This is a genomic window from Paracoccus sp. 228 (assembly GCF_000967825.1).
Lineage (GTDB): Bacteria > Pseudomonadota > Alphaproteobacteria > Rhodobacterales > Rhodobacteraceae > Paracoccus > Paracoccus marcusii.
In genome coordinates this window covers 358,925-376,019 of sequence record NZ_JYGY01000002.1, presented here as the reverse complement: position 1 = coordinate 376,019, position 17,095 = coordinate 358,925, and the positions used below count along the sequence as shown (strand labels likewise).

Genomic DNA, 17,095 nt, shown 5'->3' with positions numbered 1-17,095 from the left:
CGATGCGAGGGTCGCGGCAGGCTGGCATAAGCCCTGCGTGGTGATATGGTCGCCGCGGTAACGAGGCAAGCCCCGCCATCGGCGCGGCATTTTCGGGGCAAGACGTATGGCCAAGGCTGCGAACCTGACGGACGGGGCCCGGGAACTGCGCCAGGCGCGCGCCACGGGGTGGCCGCTGTTCCTGTCGGTGGGGGTCTTCTCGGCGGTCGTGAACCTGCTGATGCTGACCGGGCCGCTGTTCATGCTGCAGGTCTATGACCGCGTGCTGGCCTCGCGCAGCGTCGAGACGCTGACCGCGCTGTTCGTGCTGGTGATCTTCCTCTTCGTGCTGATGGGTGCCATCGACATCATCCGCAACCGCGTGATGCAGCGGATCGCCGCCCGGTTCCAGGACCGGATGGAGGGTCGCGTCTTCGACGCCGCCCTGCGCGAGGGCGCATTGCGCGGCGACGAATCGGCCGCTACGGCGGGCGGAATGCGCGACCTGGATTCCGTCCAGCGGCTGATCGGGTCGCCGGTCATGCTGGCTTTCTTCGACCTGCCCTGGGCACCGCTGTTCCTGGCGGCGGTCTTCATGTTCCACCCGGTCCTGGGCATCGTCGCGACCGTCGGCGGCGGGATCCTGGTCGGCACGACGATCCTGAACCGCGTCCTGACCCGCGCGCCGCTGCAGGGTTCGGCCCAGGCCGGCGCGCAGGCGCAGCGCATGGCGGACCTCTATCGCGACGAGGGCGAGGTGATCGGCGCCCTGGGCATGCGCGGCGCGACCTTCGCCCGCTGGCGCCTGGCCCGGTCTGAATCACAGGACAATGCGGTTCGCGCCGGGGACCTGTCGGCGGGGTTCAGCGTCTTTTCGCGGACCTTCCGGCTGTTCCTGCAAAGCGCGATGCTGGCGGCGGGGGCCTGGCTGGTGCTGCGCCAGGAACTGACGCCCGGCGCGATGATCGCCAGTTCCATCGTGATGGGCCGCGCGCTGGCCCCGGTGGACCAGCTGGTCGGCGGTTGGCCGTCGGTTCAGGCCGCGCAGGACGGTTGGGGCCGCCTGGCAGGCCTGTTGTCGCGCCAGCCGCCCGATCCGGTCCGCACCCCCCTTCCCCGCCCAGAAGCCCGGCTGGAGGTGCGCAACCTCTCGGTCGCCCCGCCGGGAGAGGGGCAGGCCACCCTGCGCGGCGTCAGCTTCGGCGTGGCGCCTGGCACGGCCCTAGGGGTCATCGGCCCGTCGGGCGCGGGCAAGTCGACGCTGGCGCGGGCGCTGATCGGCGCGTGGCGCGTGGGCGGCGGCAGCATCCGTCTGGGCGGCGCGACGCTGGACCAGTACCACCCCGACGTGCTGGGCGGCCTGATCGGCTATCTGCCCCAGCAGGTGACGCTGTTCGACGGCACGATYGCCGAAAACATCGCCCGCCTGTCCGACCGCCCCGACCCCGACCAGGTGGTGCGCGCCGCACAGGCGGCSGCCGCGCACCAGATGATCCTGGACCTGCCGCAGGGATACGACACGCGCATCAGCCAGACGGCGGGCCGTCTGTCGGGCGGCCAGATTCAGCGCATCGGCCTGGCCCGCGCGCTCTATCCCGACCCCGTGCTGCTGGTTTTGGACGAGCCGAACTCGAACCTGGACAACCTGGGGTCCGAGGCGCTGAATGCCGCGATCCGGCGGCTGAAGTCGCAGGGCGGCGCGGTCATCATCATGGCCCACCGTCCCGCCGCGATCAACGAATGCGAAAACCTGCTGGTGCTGGAGGGCGGCGTCCGCCGCGCCTTCGGCCCGCGTGACAAGGTGCTGGAACAGATGGTGCAGAATTCGGCCCAGATCCGTCAGGCCCAGACCTCGGGCCAGGGCGGGGGCGTCGCATGAGCCGCGGTCGGACACGCGCGGCCTCGGGCGACCGGCGCTGGCCGGTGCGCGGCCCGATCATCGCGGGCGTGGTGGCGGTGCTGGTGCTGGTGGGCGGCTTCACGGTCTGGGCGATGTCCACGCGCATCTCGGGTGCGGTCGTGGCGGGCGGCCAGGTCGAGGTCGAACAGCAGCGTCAGATCGTCCAGCATCCCGATGGCGGCGTGGTCCAGGACATCGCCACATCCGAGGGCAGCACCGTCGCCGCGGGCGATCTGCTGCTGACGCTGGACGGCACTCTGCTGCGCACCGAGCACACTATTGTCGAGGGCCAGTATTTCGAGATCCTGGCCCGCCGCGGCCGGCTGGAGGCCGAACGCGCCGATGCCGACACGATCACCTTTCCCGACGAACTGGTGCAGGCCGCGACCGCGTCGCCGGCGCTGCAGGATCTGATCGCGGGACAGACCAGCCTGTTCCGCACGCGGCTGGACACGCTGCGCCAGTCGCTGGAYCARCTGGCCAAGCAATCCGACCAGATCGATTCCGAGGTCGACGGCATCGACGCCCAGTTCGCCGCCCTGGGCACGCAGCGCGACCTGATCGGGCGCGAGCTGACCGACCAGCAGAGCCTGCTGGACCGGGGGCTGGCCCARGCCAGCCGCGTGCTGGCCCTGGARCGCGAGGCCGCGCGCATCGACGGYGAACTGGGGTCGCTGCAGGCCAGCCGCGCCTCGGCCGCGATCCGCCAGACCGAACTGCAGATCCAGAGCCTGCGCCTGGCCGCCGAACGCCGCGAGATGGCCGAGACGGAACTGGGCGATCTGGGCTATCGCGAGCTGGAGCTGGCCGAACGCCGCCGCAGCCTGACCGAACAGCTGGACCGGCTGGAGATCCGCGCCCCCGTGTCGGGCGTCGTCTACAACATGCAGGTCACCACGCCGCGGTCGGTGATCCGGCCCGCCGACCCGCTGCTCTACATCATCCCGCAGGACCGCCCGCTGGTGATCGGCGCGCGCGTGGCGACGATCAACATCGACGAGATCCAGCTGGGCCAGCCGGTCGTCCTGCGCTTTTCCGCATTCTCGTCGCGCACCACGCCGGAAATCGACGGGCGGCTGGACCGCATCTCMGCCGAYGCCCTGCTSGATGAGGCGACGCGGACCCCCTATTACCGGGCCGAGGTCTCGATCCCGCCCGACCAGCTGGACAAGCTGGGCGGGCTGGCGCTGGTGCCCGGCATGCCGGTCGAGGTCTATATCCAGACCGGCGACCGCAGCCCGATGGCCTACCTGATGAAGCCGCTGGCCGACTACTTCAATCGCGCGTTCCGCGAAAGCTGATCAGCGCCATCGAAGTGATCCGTCGTTAACGGAATCTCATTCAAAATGCGCGACGCTGACAAAGAGTAGATCACTAGAGGGACAAATGGCGCTTTCTTCAGAATCGAATATTCTTACCGTCGGTCATAGCCTCGTCGGGCGGCAAATTCCCCATATGATGAACAGCATGGGAAATGAAGGAAAGACCGACTTTCAGGTCATTACCGGCGCACCGTTGCGTGTGAGTTGGAATGACCACGATCGTGTCCATGCGCAAGGTGTGGATTCCCATCAAGCCCTCGCCACCGGCAAATATGACGCACTCATCCTCACGGAAGCCGTTCCTCTGGAAACGAATGTCCAGTGGAACGAYACCTCGGGTTACGCCCTCAAATTCCTTACTCTTGCCCATGCCACCAACCCCGGCATCCAGTCCTATCTCTATGAGACCTGGAACGGGTTCGACTTCTTCAACGGTGACCTGAAGGCTTGGCGGGCAAGCTTGGACCGTTTCAGCCCGATCTGGGAGGGCGTGGTCGACAAAGTGAATGCGGCACGACCGACTGGATCGAAAGAGATGCTGCTCGTTCCCGCCGGGCAAGCAATGGCCAACCTTTACGATGCTATCGAGGCCGGCAAGATCCCTGGCGTTTCTTCCATCAGGCACTTCTTTTCCGACGATATCCATCCGACAGACGCCGGCTATTACTACGTGACGATGGTCCACCAGGCGACACTCTACGGTAAGGACCCTTCAGGCCTGCCGAATAYCGTCTTCGGTGATTATGGCGCCTACCCGACCATCAATCCCATCATTGCAGCAAGCCTTCAGAAGCTGGCTTGGAAAACTGTGATGGAATATGATCGTGACGGCGTGAATGAGAGTGCCGCTCCCGCCCCAATGCCCACCCCTGTCCCGCCCGTCGACGAGCCTCAGACCGAAGAGCCAGAGGTCACACCTACACCCGATCCGACCCCCATTCCGACGCCTCCCGCCCAGAACGTCATCAACGGGAATGACAGCGCGAACACGCTGAACGGTACGTCCGGGAACGACAAGATCTACGGCTTCGGCGGCAATGACGTCATCGACGGCAAGGCCGGCGCGGAYGAGATGYATGGCGGCACCGGGAATGATGTCTACTGGGTCGATAACGCCGGCGACCGCGTGATCGAACTGGCGGGCCAGGGTCATGACACGGTCCATTCGACCCGTGACTGGGTKCTCAGCGCCAATGTTGAGGACCTCTACCTGCGCACTGCGGCCAACACCCGTGGTGAGGGCAACAGCCTCGACAACCTGATCTCCGGCAACAGCGGCAACAACGGCTTGTTCGGAATGGCCGGAAACGACGTCCTTCTTGGAAACGAGGGCAACGATACGTTGGTCGGGGGCACTGGAAACGACACGCTTACCGGTGGGACCGGAAAAGATACTTTCCGTTTTTCTGCAGGCGACGGTCGCGACACGATCACGGACTTCGACGCCCGCGCCGGAGAGATCCTCGACATCCGTGGATATGCGAACGTCACTGCGCTGATCAGCGAGAACGGCGGCACCCGGGTCGTCCTGGGGACCAATGACAGCATCTTCCTGCAGGGCGTCGACAAAGCGATCCTGACGACCGCCAACTTCCTCTTCAACGGCGCCGTCCCGAAAGACCTGAACGGCACACCGCCCACGGTTACGCCTGCGCCCCTTCCCACACCAATACCGCCGGCAGCCGATATCAATGAAATAAGAGGTTCGAATGCCGACGATACAATGCGGGGTACGACACAATCAGACATAGTCTGGGGTCTTGAAGGGCTAGATACATTCTACTGGCAGCCGGGGGTGGGCAACGATACCTACCATGGCGGCACCGGGACAGAGCGGTACGATGCTAACCCCTATACACCTGGTAATCCTGGCGGCGACAGGTTGGTTCTGGACGGTTCGGCCGGTCTGCGCATCGACATGCACTCGACAGATAGTGGCAGCGTTCAGAGCAGGAATGACCGCCTGGAATTCACGGGTATTGAGCGTATTTTTGGTACCACCGGCGACGACGTTGTCGTGGCGACAAATGCGACCGTAAATAGTTCCGGTGGAAGTGTACCCGCCCACGGTCTGTCGATCTTTACCGGTGCAGGAAATGACCGGATCTCAGGATCGCAGTTTGACGATGTCATTGATGGCGGCTCGGGCAACGATACCATCAACGGCGATGGCGGGAATGATTTCATCCACTCCAGTACCGGCAATGACCTAATTTATGGCGGCGCCGGTGACGAAAACATCCGATGGGGTAACGGTGATGCCAACCACAACCCCGGTAATGATACGATCGACGGCGGCTCAGGAAACGACCTAATCAACATCTGGATCAAACGCGGCGACATCTATTCCAACAATGACACTGTTGGCATCGAGGGTGTCAGTGTCACGGTTGATCGTGTCCTGTCTGACGGAGCGTTTTCAGGCAATGCCAGCACCAGTATCGGCGGGACCGCGACACTGCGGTTCGACAACTTCGAACTTGGCTGGACGCATGCAGGCAACGACGTCATCGACGCGTCGGGCGCTGTGATCTCAAGTTCCGGGGCTGGCGTAAACTTCAACACGCGATGGGGTCACGATAGGTTGGTGGGCAGCCGAGGCAACGATACTTTGGACGGGTCAATGGGCCGTGATACTGTGCAGGGTGGCCAAGGAGATGACCGCATCTGGATTGGAGACGGGCACAATGGCGACGGGGCAAGCGACGTGCTTATATTCCGGGCTGGTGATGGTGCCGATATCGTCTACGGATTCGAGAGCAGCCGCGATACCCTGGACCTCGGTGGAAGGAGTTACAGCGCCACAGAGGTCCGTGATGGAACGCTTCTCAATTTCGGTAGTGGTGACTCAGTTCTCTTAAACGGGGTCTTCGACTTTATCTAAAGTGGCTTGGGCGTCGGAAAAATGGTTATAAACCGACGCCCCTTTCATACTAGGGTCAGGATTCATTACAAACAGATGACGGTTGCTGCGAGAGCGATGGCCGAGAGGAAGACCTTCGGACATCTGTCGTATCGAGTTGCCACGCACCTCCAATCCTTGAGCCTGCCGAACATGATCTCGATGCGACTTCGCCGCTTGTAGCGTCGCTTATCATATTGGACCGGCGTCTTGCGTTGCTTCCGACTAGGGATGCAAGCGCGTATCCCTTTGTCCTGCAACGCCTCTCTCAACCAGTCAGCATCATAACCGCGATCGCCAAGCAGCCATTCGACGTTTGGCAAGCCGCTGAGCAGCGCCCGTGCGCCGATATAGTCGCTCACCTGTCCGGCGGTGATGAACAGGTCGAGCGGTCGTCCCCGGCTGTCGCAAATGGCGTACAGCTTGGTATTCATGCCGCCCTTTGTGCGGCCGATCAGGCGTCCACGCACCCCTTTTTTACGGCCATACTGATCGCTGTTCGATGTGCCTTCAGGTATGTGGCGTCGATCATCACGGCCTTCTCCTCACCGTGGTTCGCAGCGAGGCTTGCCATCATACGAGCGAAAATGCCCTTTCCGCTCCAACGCCTCCAACGGCAGTAAAGCGTCTTGTGAGGCCATAGGCGGTGGGTGCATCACGCCAGCGCAAGCCATTGCGGATACTGAAGATAATCCCGCTGACAACCCGCCTGTCATCAACGCATGGCTTTCCGTGGGAATTTGGGAACTAGGGAGCGAGACGTTCCATCTGCACGTCGGCCAGCCAGAAAAGGTCGCTCATGTCACCGCTCCGTTTCCGAGCCGTGAATCACACAGCAAAACAAGTATCAGCGCACCCTGACCCTTCTGTATATCCGTTCTGCTAAACTGGTCCCGTCACCGGCCCCGGCCAGGACCGATGGCGGGGTGGTACGCGACGTCTGACCCTTGTGGCATGGCCGCGTCATCGGCATAGATGTCAGCCGCGACTGGCTGGACCTTCATTGCCTTCCCGACGGGCATCGCTGCAGAGTGCCAACGCTCCGGCGGGTCATGCTACCGTGGCGGAACTTGCCCGAGACCGGAATGCTATCGTCTGTTTCGAATCGACCGGCGGCCAAGAGTGGCAGCTCTGGGCGTTGTTGGAGGCAGAAGGTGTTGCAGCCCGCCAGGTGCCCCCCGCTCAGGTGAAAGCGTTTGCGCAAAGCCGGGGYACGCGCGCCAARACCGACMGGATCGATGCGGRACTCATCGCCCGTTTCTTCGCATTCCGACCCGAAGCAGGCCGCAGTCTTCCTACGGAGAAGATACGCATTCTCAGAGCCTTAACGTCTAAAAGAGCGCAGCTGGTTGAAATGCGCAAACGGCTGCTGGCCCAAATCCGCGCGCATCAAAAACTGGGCAATGCCGCGATGTTCGAGGACGTCGACAGCGAGCTGAAGCACCGGATCGACAGCCTGATCAAGGAGCTGAAAGACCGGATCACCCGGGCCATCGCCAGTGACCATCACCTTTCGGAGACAGCCATCGTCCTTCGCTCCATCCCGGGGATCGGCCTAATTGTCAGCACGATGCTGATCGCCGAAATGCCGGAGATCCGCACCATCACCGGCGAAGAAGCTGCCGCGCTCACCGGATTGGCCCCGGTCGCGCATGACAGCGGAACCCTTCGCGGGAAACGAGCCATCGCGGGTGGTCGCCGTGCCMTGCGGCACGTGATATTCCAAGCGGCTTTAGTCGCGGCACATCATAACCCGGACYTGAAAYMCTTTGCAGATCGCCTCCGCAAGGCCGGAAAACCGCACAAGGTCATCATCACCGCCGTCACCAGAAAGCTTGTCACTATCTCTTCCTTATGCTTCGCGGTCCCGCAAATGGGCCGCAGCAACGGTCTGAGACGGTGAGGAGAGGCGGGATCAGCCAGCTAGCGCGCGTGGTCAGGCCACAAGGTGTTCAGCGCTGTATCCTACCCCGTCGTTGGTCCTGGCCGGGACTGGCGACGGGCCATTTATAGCAGAGACGAAACACATAAGGTGTTCCATCCCGGATGATCACATAGACCCTCGCCGGACCGCGTTCTTCGTGGCAAGATCGATCCTAGCCGAGTTTCGGGACGGGAGGCGAGGATGCTGATCTCTCTTCACAAGCAGGCAGCGACGACACCGAAGATACGAGCTGCGATCCAGGCAAGCACTGAGCCGGCCTGGAGGGTGGCGGAGCGCTACGGCATCTCCATGCAGACCGTCTGGAAGTGACGGAGCCGGGACAGCGTGCATGACCGAAGCCACACGCCGCACAGGCTTCAGTCGACGCTCACGCCCGCGCAAGAAGCTGTGGCAGTGGCACTGCGCAAGTCGCTGCTTACCGCTGGATGACCTGCTGTCGGTGGTGCGGGAGTTCCTGAACCCGCATGTTTCGCGTTCCGGGCTGGACCGCTGCCTGCGCCGGCATGGCGTGGGCAACCTGCGCGCCTTGAAGCCTGCTCTGCCACGGCCTGCACACGGGGCCTTCAAGACCTACGAGCCGGGCTACTTGCATGTCGACGTGAAATACCTGCCGCAGATGGCCGACGAGAGCCGCCGCCGGTATCTGTTCGTGGCCATCGACCGCGCCACGCGATGGGTCTTCGTGCGCATTTACCCAGCCAAGACTGCTGCCAACGCCCGCCGTTTTCTGCGCGATCTGGAACGCGCCGCGCCGATGACGATCACCCGTGTGCTCACCGACAACGGCAAGGAATTCACCGATCGTCTGTTCGGACTTCGCCGCCGGGGGCCCACCGGCAACCACGATTTCGACCGCCTCTGCGTCGACCTCGGTATCGAGCATCGCCTGGCCCCGCCGATGCACCCGCAAACCAATGGTATGGTCGAACGCTTCAATGGCCGGATCGAGGACGTCCTGCAGAGCCACCGCTTCCGCAGCGGCGAGGATCTCGAACAAACCATCCTGCGCTACGTCCGGCTCTACAACGGTCAGCTCCCGCAATCAGTGCTGAAGGAGCGAACGCCCATCGATGCACTCAAGGACTGGCAGAAACAAAGGCCGGGCCTGTTCAGGAAGAGGCCGTATAATCACGTGGGGTGTGACACCTGCGGCGCGTCAGACTTTGCCTCCATTTCTAGGAGACAATTGTTTCATCAGAAGGGCGAAGTCGCATCGGACTGCGCGCGCATGAAGGCAAGCACACCTGCAGCATACTCCGTTCGATCCAAGGTCCTGACACCCTGTATCGCGACGAAGTCGAAAAGCGAGTTCTTTTCGGAAACTCCGAGTGCCATATGCCAGCCTGGAAACTGCCTGGTTGAGACGGCATCCCTGCTCAGAATGGTTTGCCCGTAGTGAGATCGGCTCTCATTGATACACCGTTCAACGATCCGAAGTTCGGCTTCCGGACCTTCGACCCATTGATGGAAGATCCCGTCCTCCCAATGCAGGTAGCCTGTAACGGCCATATTGCTGTTCCGGGATCGCGGGTGTTCCAGGATCATCCGGAACTCGAGATCATGGGGCTGAAGCAGTGTCTCACTGCGGTACAGAAAATTACGGACCAAACCGTCCTATCCTCAAAGGGCTACGTGTCGGGTGACGGCCAGAATGTTGCGTCTGGCATGACCATCAGTCCCAGCCATCAACCATTACCCTCCAGTGGCGGAGCAGATCAGCTGCACCGTAATCGCCATGCCGTTGGCGCTCCGTGGCAGCAGCTGAGATCATCGTCGCCACACCACTGCGATCCATCGCTTCCGGAAAGGCGAGCGTTGCGCGCAGAATGTTCAGCAGGATCCGCTCGGCCATCGCGCGTTGTTCGATCTCGTCCAGGAGGTCATCGCTCATATGCCTGGTCATATCGGATCTCATTCTACCCTAGCGTATCACGCCAAAATGTCTGCACTTGATGCAACTCACATAGTGAGGGTCAGAACACAACCTTGACGCGATCGCTATCTATCTTAAAGTTAATGAGCGCTTACCGGCTGAGCCCCTGCCCTATTCGCCAGCATCATCGATTACCGCCCCGGAGCCCATAATCCGATACGGCGCCAGGGCCGCTAATCGCCCATGATCTCGCGAGCATTGGGCATCTCTGGTCTGCTCATGCTGGCCCGAGCGTTCGCCCGCAGCGTACTACGTCGCAGATGGCACCGGGCTTGCCCTTGCAGCCGTGACAGTTGCCGCATCCGTTGCGTCATATCGAACCGGACCTTAACTTCAAATTAACCAATATCCGGCATTCTTTTCTCATGAGCCGACTCAGTAAAAATACCGCGATAGTTGGGCTTTCAAGAATAATGGGAAAAGGGCGCCTGCATGACCACAACTGTCATCCTTCTCATGATCGTGGCTGCCACGGCGGCCGGTGACTACCTGATCAAGGCGGCATCGTTGAATACGCAGGGTATTGCATCAGCGAAATTCATGGCTGGAGCAGCACTTTATGCGCTACCGGCAATTGGATGGTTCTCCCTCATGAAAAACCACACTCTGGCCACGGTTGGCATCATATATAGCTGCTCAAATGTTTTAATTTTATTTGCCCTCGGATGCTTCGTTTTCAAAGAAGCTGTTTCGGCGAGGGAATTGACAGGGATCGGCCTTGCCGTCGCTGCAATTCTCGTGCTGCACAAAACGTAGAACTGCCAAGCGACACCGTCCACACAATCGAGGCAACGAAGCAACATGCTGACTGTAGACCACAACATCAGCCAAAGCACGATCCATGGCCTGGGAGTTTTCTCAAATGAAAAAATTGTAGCTGGGCAGCTTGTCTGGACCTTCAGCCCGGTTGTAGACCGAGAAGTTCCAATCGAGCAGCTGCTTAAGATGCCCGATCATGTTCTTCGAATGTTTGCCCGCCATGCTTGGTACGTCAAGGAGCGAGGCACCTTCGTCATCGGATTAGATGGCGACTACTTCATGAACCACTCGGACGAACCCAATCTCACCGACGATGGTGAGCATATGTATGCCGCTCGAGACATAGAAGTCGGTGACGAGCTGACATGCGATTACAGCACAGTCACCGTCGTAGAGTTCGATCCAAACAAAGGACATGCACATGCCGAGGACATTCGTGAATTCTATACGAAGATCTTACAGCAAGATGCCCATCAAAGAGTAACTGCGGAGGTTGGCATGCTCGGTCCTATGTCGAAGTTAGCACAACTGCAAATGAGAAGTTGTGCTTAATATTCTTGCCTGAATCTTTCCCAACAGGACGTTTGACGATGGTGATGTTTTCTGGAGCTTCAATCCGACTATCCAATCGCATTGCCACCGTCGCGCTTTACGGCACATTGTTGCTCTATCTGGCGATTGGAGTATCACTGGAGTCATTGAGAAGGCAAATCAACCACCAAGCAGAACTCGAAGCTGGCCGTCAGGTCGTTCACAATATCAGCCTGCTGCACGATCAGGTCAGGCAATTTGCCAGAGACTACAACAATTGGGGCGATGTATATCAAGCAATTATTGACAAAGACTTTGAGTTTGTTTCAAATAACTATGGCATTACGGCCGTCAACGGAGATATGTTTGATCGCGCCGTCATCTACGATGGTCTGCTGAAAGATCCTTTGGCTTGGAACTCTACCGGAACCCGAGCGCCACACCAGTCATCTCTCTCAATCTGGGCTTTGGAGCAGATCCGTCTTGGCGTAGACAGGTTGCCACGCGAAGGTCGGGCTACATTCGATTTCGCTATCTTGAAAGATCGCGAGGTTCAATTCGGAAGCGCGTCACGCATCCTGCCAGATACCGAAGAGGCTCTTGCAACGGCGAACCGAGATGAAGCGTCAATTGGAGCAATTTTACGAACAGTTACAAATGCGCAGTTGACCGACATAGCGACCAGCTCAAATGTGACAGATCTTCGACTATCAAAATCCCTAAGAAACCCTGCAATCTCAACGCCACTAATCGGTGTTGATGGCAGGCCAATAGCATATCTCAACTGGATTCCGCCGCACCCAGGAAACGAACTTCTAAGCCATATAGCACCTATAATTGCGCTGATATTTATCGTTCTCGGGGGTGTCGGTATTGGCGGAGCGCGCCTCCTGCGCGACCACGCAAATACTCTTGCCCTGCGGGAGGACGATGCCAATCGACTTGCACGGTCCGATCCATTAACAGGCCTTCCCAATCGCCTTGCACTTAAAGAGTATATCGAACGCCTTGAGTCTACCGGTATCAACAATTACGCAGTGATTCTTCTTGATATTAATAACTTCAAGAAAGTTAACGATCTTGCGGGCCATCAGGGTGGCGATGAACTCATCAAGACTTTCGGAAACAATTTGCGTGCGGCAACAGACAAACAAGTTTTCGTCTCTCGTGTCGGCGGTGATGAGTTCATCGCGGTTGTCAATACTTCGGGTGATATCATCGAATTATCTCGCTGCACTGTCGACCGCTTCATGCAGGCAACTGGTGTTTGCTTTAATTACCGAGGTCTACAATTTCCTATAACATCTTCGTATGGCATTGCCGCCAGAAAAGATGCAACACGCTCTTTTGAGGATCTCTTAGGAGACGCGGACCGTGCAATGTATGCGTCAAAAAAGGATGATGGCAACCACGTCACGGTTTACGATGCGGAGCTTGATGCGGAATACACTTTTAGAAGGAAAATCGAGGAAGCACTTCGCTTGGCTATCAGATCGCCGGATGAGTTCTATATGCTTTACCAGCCTATCGTTAATGCGCGGACTATGGAATTACACTCGGTGGAAGCTCTGGCGCGCTGGAATTGTGCATCCCTCGGACCTATCGCTCCTGACGTGTTCATTTCCGTTGCAGAAAGAAGCGGCCTGATAGTCCAACTTGGATCGCTCCTTCTTAAGAAAATATTTTGCGACATGCAGTGCAGGCCAGATTTACGCTTCAATATCAATATTTCTCCTTTGCAACTTCTGTCGTCGGGTTTCATTCCGACGCTGACACGCTTGTTGGGAGAGCATTCCATATCACCAAGCCGAATTGAAATTGAGCTTACCGAAGGCGTTCTTGTTTCAAATTGCGATACGGTCCAAGCTCAATTGAAGCAACTCAGACAGATGGGGATCACTACGGCACTTGACGATTTCGGAACCGGCTTTTCTTCCATCGGCTATCTTCAAAAGATGCCCCTCGATACTCTTAAAATTGACCGAAGCTTTGTATCGGGGCTTGGAGACGACAAGGTCCTTGCAAATGTACTACACTCGATTGTATCCCTTGGCCGCACCTTAGGAAAATCAATCACGGCGGAGGGCGTTGAAACGCTCTATGAGGCAGAGATTCTGGCTGATGTCGGGTGCCATTATCTTCAAGGTTATCTTTTCAGCCGGCCTCAGCCCCTTGATCAAATCCTTAAGGCAGCTGGCAACGGTCTTTCTCTCACGGGCGAGCCTTGTGCTCAGCAGCTTCGTCGAGCCCTCGTTAGCTAGATTAATGTGAATCAATTTTCATAAGCTGAGGAATATTTGATTAATATATTGTCGTATTTTGCGAACCTTTGATGTATTATTTGCAATTCGAGACGATGATCTTATCCTGCCACTCTCGGCTGGAAGCAGAGGGTACAGGAGTAGGCGTACAATAGGGTTGACCAGAGCCCCGCATCCTCCTTCGGTTTGAGATGTCCGCTCTGACCTGCCCCCCCGCGGGTCCCTCGATCATAACGAGAGTCTGGCGGTTTTGCTCTGCTCCCCAACCTTGGACCGCCGGATGTTGGAGTTTTCCGGCTTGGTCATGGCGACGGGCTGGCTGCGCCGCCGGGATAATGCAGGGCGATCGGGACGTTATATCCGATCGCGCTGTGGGGTCGGTCCTCGTTGTAGTGCCTACGCCAAGTCTCCAGTTTTTCCTGTGCGTCCGCAAGGCTCATGAACCAGTGCGCGTTCAGGCATTCGGACCGGAGCTTGCTGTTGAACGCCTCGATGAAGCCATTGTCGGTGGGCTTGCCAGGGCGTGAGAAGTCCAGGGTGATATGGTTGGCGTAGGCCCACAGATCGAGGTCGCGCGAGATGAACTCGCTGCCATTGTCGACCCGGATCGTCTTGGGATAGCCGACCTGGGCACAGACCCGTTCGGTAATCCTCCCCATCGTTAAGGGGGTTTATTCGTAGAATTTTCTCGTAGCGTGAGCTGAGGAGATTCGAATGAGAAAGACCCGATTTACCGAGCCGCAGATCATGGCTGTGCTGCGCCAGGCCGAAGGCGGTGTTGCGGTGCCGGAGCTGTGCCGAGAGCATGGGATCAGCAGCGCGAGCTTTTACAAATGGCGGGCGAAGTATGGCGGTATGGATGCGTCCATGATGAGCCAGATGAAGGCGCTGGAGGATGAAAACCGGCGGCTGAAGCGCATGTTCGCGGACCTGAGCATGCAGGCCGACCTGCTCAAGGAAGCTTTGGGAAAAAAGTGACGCGGCCAGCTCAACGCCGCGAGTTGGCCGCGAGGGCGGTGGCAACGAAGGGGGTCAGCATTGCGCTGGCCTGCCGCACATTTGGGGTCAGCGAGACGTGCTTTCGTTACAGCCCGAAGCGCTGTGCCGAGAACGAGACCATCGCGGATCTTCTTGAGGGCCTGACCAAGGCGCACAGAACCTGGGGCTTCGGCCTATGCTTCCTGTATCTGCGCAATGTCCGTGGCCATGCCTGGAACCACAAGCGCGTTCGCCGGATCTACTGCGAACTGGAACTGAACCTGCGGATCAAGCCAAGGCGGCGCATCAAGCGGCACAAGCCGGACGTGCTCTCGGTTCCAGACGCGCCGAACCTCGTGTGGTCCATGGACTTCATGGCCGACCGTCTGGCCGATGGTCGCCAATTCCGGCTGCTGAACGTGCTCGACGACTTCAACCGCGAGGGTCTGGGCATTGAGGTCGACTTTTCGCTTCCGGCCGAGCGCGTGGTTCGGGCGCTGAACCAGATCATCGAGTGGCGCGGCAAGCCCATGGCCATCAGGGTCGACAACGTCCTAGCTCGGGAACAAATCGCCGTTTAGGGCATCAGATCACGGGGCATCCGAGCGACCGGATGCCCTTAAGATGTTTGCCCAAGCGGGCTCCGCCGTCAAGAAGTGGTCTCTTCCATAGCAAATACAGGGTCGGTCTGGTTGCCGCCCTCACCGTCCTTAAGACGAGATCCTAAATCCCAAGCGGAAGGCCCGAACATTATCTACGAGGTCGCGTCATGCGCCTCCACGGCCCTTTGAGAGAGAGGTCCTTCCGCTTGGGCTCGTCCCTTCGAAGAAGGGACGATAGGGTTCGCCGGATTTGATCACGGCGTGAATAGTGCGTGCCATCTTTGCAGCGATGGCGGTGTAGGCCTTGCGGCGTAGATCTGGGTTGTGGCGATCCTGCGCAATGTAACGCTCGAATTTGTCCCGGAAGCTATTCGCTTTCTTCAGAACCGCGGTCTGCCCTGCGAGCCACAAAGTGCGGCGCAGGCGGGCATTGCCATACTTGGATATCTTGCTTCGACCGCGAAACATGCCGGACTGGACGGTAGCAAGATCCATACCGCAGAATTTCAGGAACTGGCGGTGATGGTGGAACCGCCGCAGATCGCCGGTCTCGGCCAGAATGGTCAGCGCATTGATGGGTCCGATCCCCGGAATGGTGCGAAGCAGCTGATAATCCGGTCGGTCGCCCAGCAGTTCGACGGCGCGATCTTCGATTGCATTGCGCTGCCGGATTAGGCTCCTTCCCTCGGCCAGCATCATGCGGAACATACGAAGGGCGTCAGAATCTGGCGCGACGGGCAATCCTGCCGACACCTTTGCTGTCTCGTAAATATCTGACAACAGGAGAGACTTCTCGACCTTGCGCCCAACCACTTCCCAAGCAGTCTGAATGAACTCCTCCTTGGTCATGGCGCTGATCATGTGCGGAGAAGGGAACATCTCGAGGAACGCCAGAAACCAATCCGTCCGCGAACTGCGGTGGAAACGGTCGGCTTCCGGAAAGTAGAGCGGCAGGTAGTGGGTCAGGATGCGGTGCCAAAGCTCAGTCTTGGACCGCGACACCGCATCATGGGTCTTGGACAATTCCTGAATATCGTTCGTGCCGGCCACCATCGGGTCCTGGAAGATCTGCACCGCCCCGATCTGCAGCATGTGCAAGATAACTTGGGCATCCTTCGGATCATTTTTGTCCCAACTGTTGTGCAGCGCCTCCCGCGTCCGGGCCAAAGCGACCGAAGACACCAGCTTCAGGTCGAACCCGGCGACACCCAGATGATACATCAGCACCCGATGATAGTTGCCAGTTGCTTCAAAGCCGATCCGGACAGGCAGGCCGGATTCTCGCAAGATCGCGATGAGCCGCATGAAATCATCCGTGCTGTTGGTGATCGTCAGGCGCCTGCGACGCGTCTTGCCCGGGACAGCAATCAACACCTCGTGCCGGTGTTTGGAAATGTCGATGCCTACCAGAACAAGGGCATCCGAAGTATGCTCAACCTTGGCCATAGCCGGTCTCCTCTGTGGTGTGGTTAGCAAAGCCACCATAGAGACCCGAGACCCGGTTATGGCCGCCTGCTGCGCAATTTTGTAGGCTGCGCAGGCGGCCATAACCTTCAACGGTGGGTCATTCCCAACATGCTACGGCATTCAGTTCGCCGAGCAGCCGCGAAATCACAACACCATCTCTTCCCGGCCCATGCGCATTGACATGATCTGCGAGGCCAACGGTATCGAGCACCGCCTCACGAAGCCAAACCACCCTTGGACCAATGGCCAAGGTCGAGCGGATGAACCGCACGATCAAAGACGCAACGGTAAAACGCTTCTATTACGAAGACCACAACCAGCTCCGCACCCATCTCGCCGACTTCATGGACGCTTACAATTTCGCCCGGCGGCTCAAGACCCTCGGCAGCCTCACGCCTTATAAATACATCTGCAAGATCTGGACATCTGAGCCAGACAGATTCATCCTAAACCCGATCCACCAGATGCCGGGACTGAACACCTAGACATAGAGAACCTGCGCAATACGTCGATGTT

10 protein-coding genes and 5 pseudogenes are annotated in these 17,095 nt (G+C 58.9%); 10 read left to right on the top strand and 5 right to left on the bottom strand.

What is annotated here, in order from left to right; genetic code table 11:
• Nucleotides 1–106 precede the first annotated feature (106 nt).
• From SY26_RS07120 to SY26_RS19875, 3 genes are all read left to right on the top strand, one after another.
• Nucleotides 107–1,858: a type I secretion system permease/ATPase gene (locus tag SY26_RS07120; protein WP_045999929.1), complete on the top strand. Its 1,752-nt coding sequence runs from the start codon at nt 107–109 to the stop codon at nt 1,856–1,858.
• Nucleotides 1,855–3,180: an HlyD family type I secretion periplasmic adaptor subunit gene (locus SY26_RS07115; RefSeq protein ID WP_045999928.1), complete on the top strand. Its 1,326-nt coding sequence runs from the start codon at nt 1,855–1,857 to the stop codon at nt 3,178–3,180. The genes SY26_RS07120 and SY26_RS07115 overlap by 4 nt, the downstream gene beginning before the upstream one ends.
• A gap of 85 nt (nt 3,181–3,265) precedes the next feature.
• Nucleotides 3,266–6,085, top strand: coding sequence for a calcium-binding protein (locus SY26_RS19875; protein WP_052715186.1), 2,820 nt, complete (start codon nt 3,266–3,268; stop codon nt 6,083–6,085).
• A gap of 65 nt (nt 6,086–6,150) precedes the next feature.
• Here the strand turns inward: SY26_RS19875 and SY26_RS20445 are convergent.
• Nucleotides 6,151–6,904, bottom strand: a pseudogene (locus SY26_RS20445) (IS5 family transposase).
• 148 nt (nt 6,905–7,052) lie between these two features.
• Between SY26_RS20445 and SY26_RS07090 the strand changes: the two are divergent.
• A complete protein-coding gene (locus SY26_RS07090) occupies nt 7,053–8,006 on the top strand; it encodes an IS110 family transposase (RefSeq protein ID WP_255352859.1) in 954 nt (317 codons plus the stop codon).
• A gap of 222 nt (nt 8,007–8,228) precedes the next feature.
• Nucleotides 8,229–9,192 (top strand): annotated as a pseudogene (locus tag SY26_RS20440) (IS481 family transposase); the annotation flags it as partial.
• Nucleotides 9,193–9,242: 50 nt separating this feature from the next.
• On the opposite strand, the gene SY26_RS22160 reads toward SY26_RS20440, so the two are convergent.
• Together SY26_RS22160 and SY26_RS07080 are read right to left on the bottom strand one after the other, a co-directional pair.
• Entirely contained in the window at nt 9,243–9,593 is a 351-nt protein-coding gene (locus SY26_RS22160; protein WP_369799405.1) for a BLUF domain-containing protein, read from the bottom strand.
• Nucleotides 9,594–9,720: 127 nt separating this feature from the next.
• Nucleotides 9,721–9,939 (bottom strand): hypothetical protein, encoded by a 219-nt coding sequence (locus tag SY26_RS07080; RefSeq protein ID WP_139599752.1) that lies wholly within the window; start codon nt 9,937–9,939, stop codon nt 9,721–9,723.
• A 474-nt stretch (nt 9,940–10,413) separates the two neighbouring features.
• Here SY26_RS07080 and SY26_RS07075 point away from each other — a divergent pair, with 474 nt between their 5' ends.
• The 3 genes from SY26_RS07075 to SY26_RS20425 are packed head-to-tail and all read left to right on the top strand — an operon-like array spanning nt 10,414 to nt 13,532.
• Nucleotides 10,414–10,737 (top strand): hypothetical protein, encoded by a 324-nt coding sequence (locus SY26_RS07075; protein ID WP_045999925.1) that lies wholly within the window; start codon nt 10,414–10,416, stop codon nt 10,735–10,737.
• A 45-nt stretch (nt 10,738–10,782) separates the two neighbouring features.
• A complete protein-coding gene (locus SY26_RS20430; RefSeq protein ID WP_084693750.1) occupies nt 10,783–11,292 on the top strand; it encodes an SET domain-containing protein in 510 nt (169 codons plus the stop codon).
• 38 nt (nt 11,293–11,330) lie between these two features.
• A complete protein-coding gene (locus SY26_RS20425) occupies nt 11,331–13,532 on the top strand; it encodes a bifunctional diguanylate cyclase/phosphodiesterase (protein WP_084693749.1) in 2,202 nt (733 codons plus the stop codon).
• Nucleotides 13,533–13,834: 302 nt separating this feature from the next.
• Here the strand turns inward: SY26_RS20425 and SY26_RS07065 are convergent.
• Nucleotides 13,835–14,176 (bottom strand): annotated as a pseudogene (locus SY26_RS07065) (integrase core domain-containing protein); the annotation flags it as partial.
• A 70-nt stretch (nt 14,177–14,246) separates the two neighbouring features.
• Here SY26_RS07065 and SY26_RS20420 point away from each other — a divergent pair.
• Nucleotides 14,247–15,061: pseudogene (locus tag SY26_RS20420) on the top strand (IS3 family transposase); the annotation flags it as partial.
• Between the two features lie 216 nt (nt 15,062–15,277).
• On the opposite strand, the gene SY26_RS07050 reads toward SY26_RS20420, so the two are convergent.
• Nucleotides 15,278–16,558, bottom strand: a complete 1,281-nt coding sequence (locus SY26_RS07050) for an IS110 family transposase (protein ID WP_045999923.1) — start codon at nt 16,556–16,558, stop codon at nt 15,278–15,280.
• A gap of 217 nt (nt 16,559–16,775) precedes the next feature.
• Here SY26_RS07050 and SY26_RS07045 point away from each other — a divergent pair.
• Nucleotides 16,776–17,064: pseudogene (locus SY26_RS07045) on the top strand (integrase core domain-containing protein); the annotation flags it as partial.
• Between the last annotated feature and the right edge of the window lie 31 nt (nt 17,065–17,095).

Coding starts and splice junctions, on each gene's coding strand:
- SY26_RS20425 (WP_084693749.1), top strand. CDS start 11,331: ATGGTGATGTTTTCTGGAGCTTCAATCCGACTATCCAATCGCATTGCC.
- SY26_RS07050 (WP_045999923.1), bottom strand. CDS start 16,558: ATGGCCAAGGTTGAGCATACTTCGGATGCCCTTGTTCTGGTAGGCATC.
- SY26_RS22160 (WP_369799405.1), bottom strand. CDS start 9,593: ATGATCCTGGAACACCCGCGATCCCGGAACAGCAATATGGCCGTTACA.
- SY26_RS07075 (WP_045999925.1), top strand. CDS start 10,414: ATGACCACAACTGTCATCCTTCTCATGATCGTGGCTGCCACGGCGGCC.
- SY26_RS07080 (WP_139599752.1), bottom strand. CDS start 9,939: ATGAGCGATGACCTCCTGGACGAGATCGAACAACGCGCGATGGCCGAG.
- SY26_RS20430 (WP_084693750.1), top strand. CDS start 10,783: ATGCTGACTGTAGACCACAACATCAGCCAAAGCACGATCCATGGCCTG.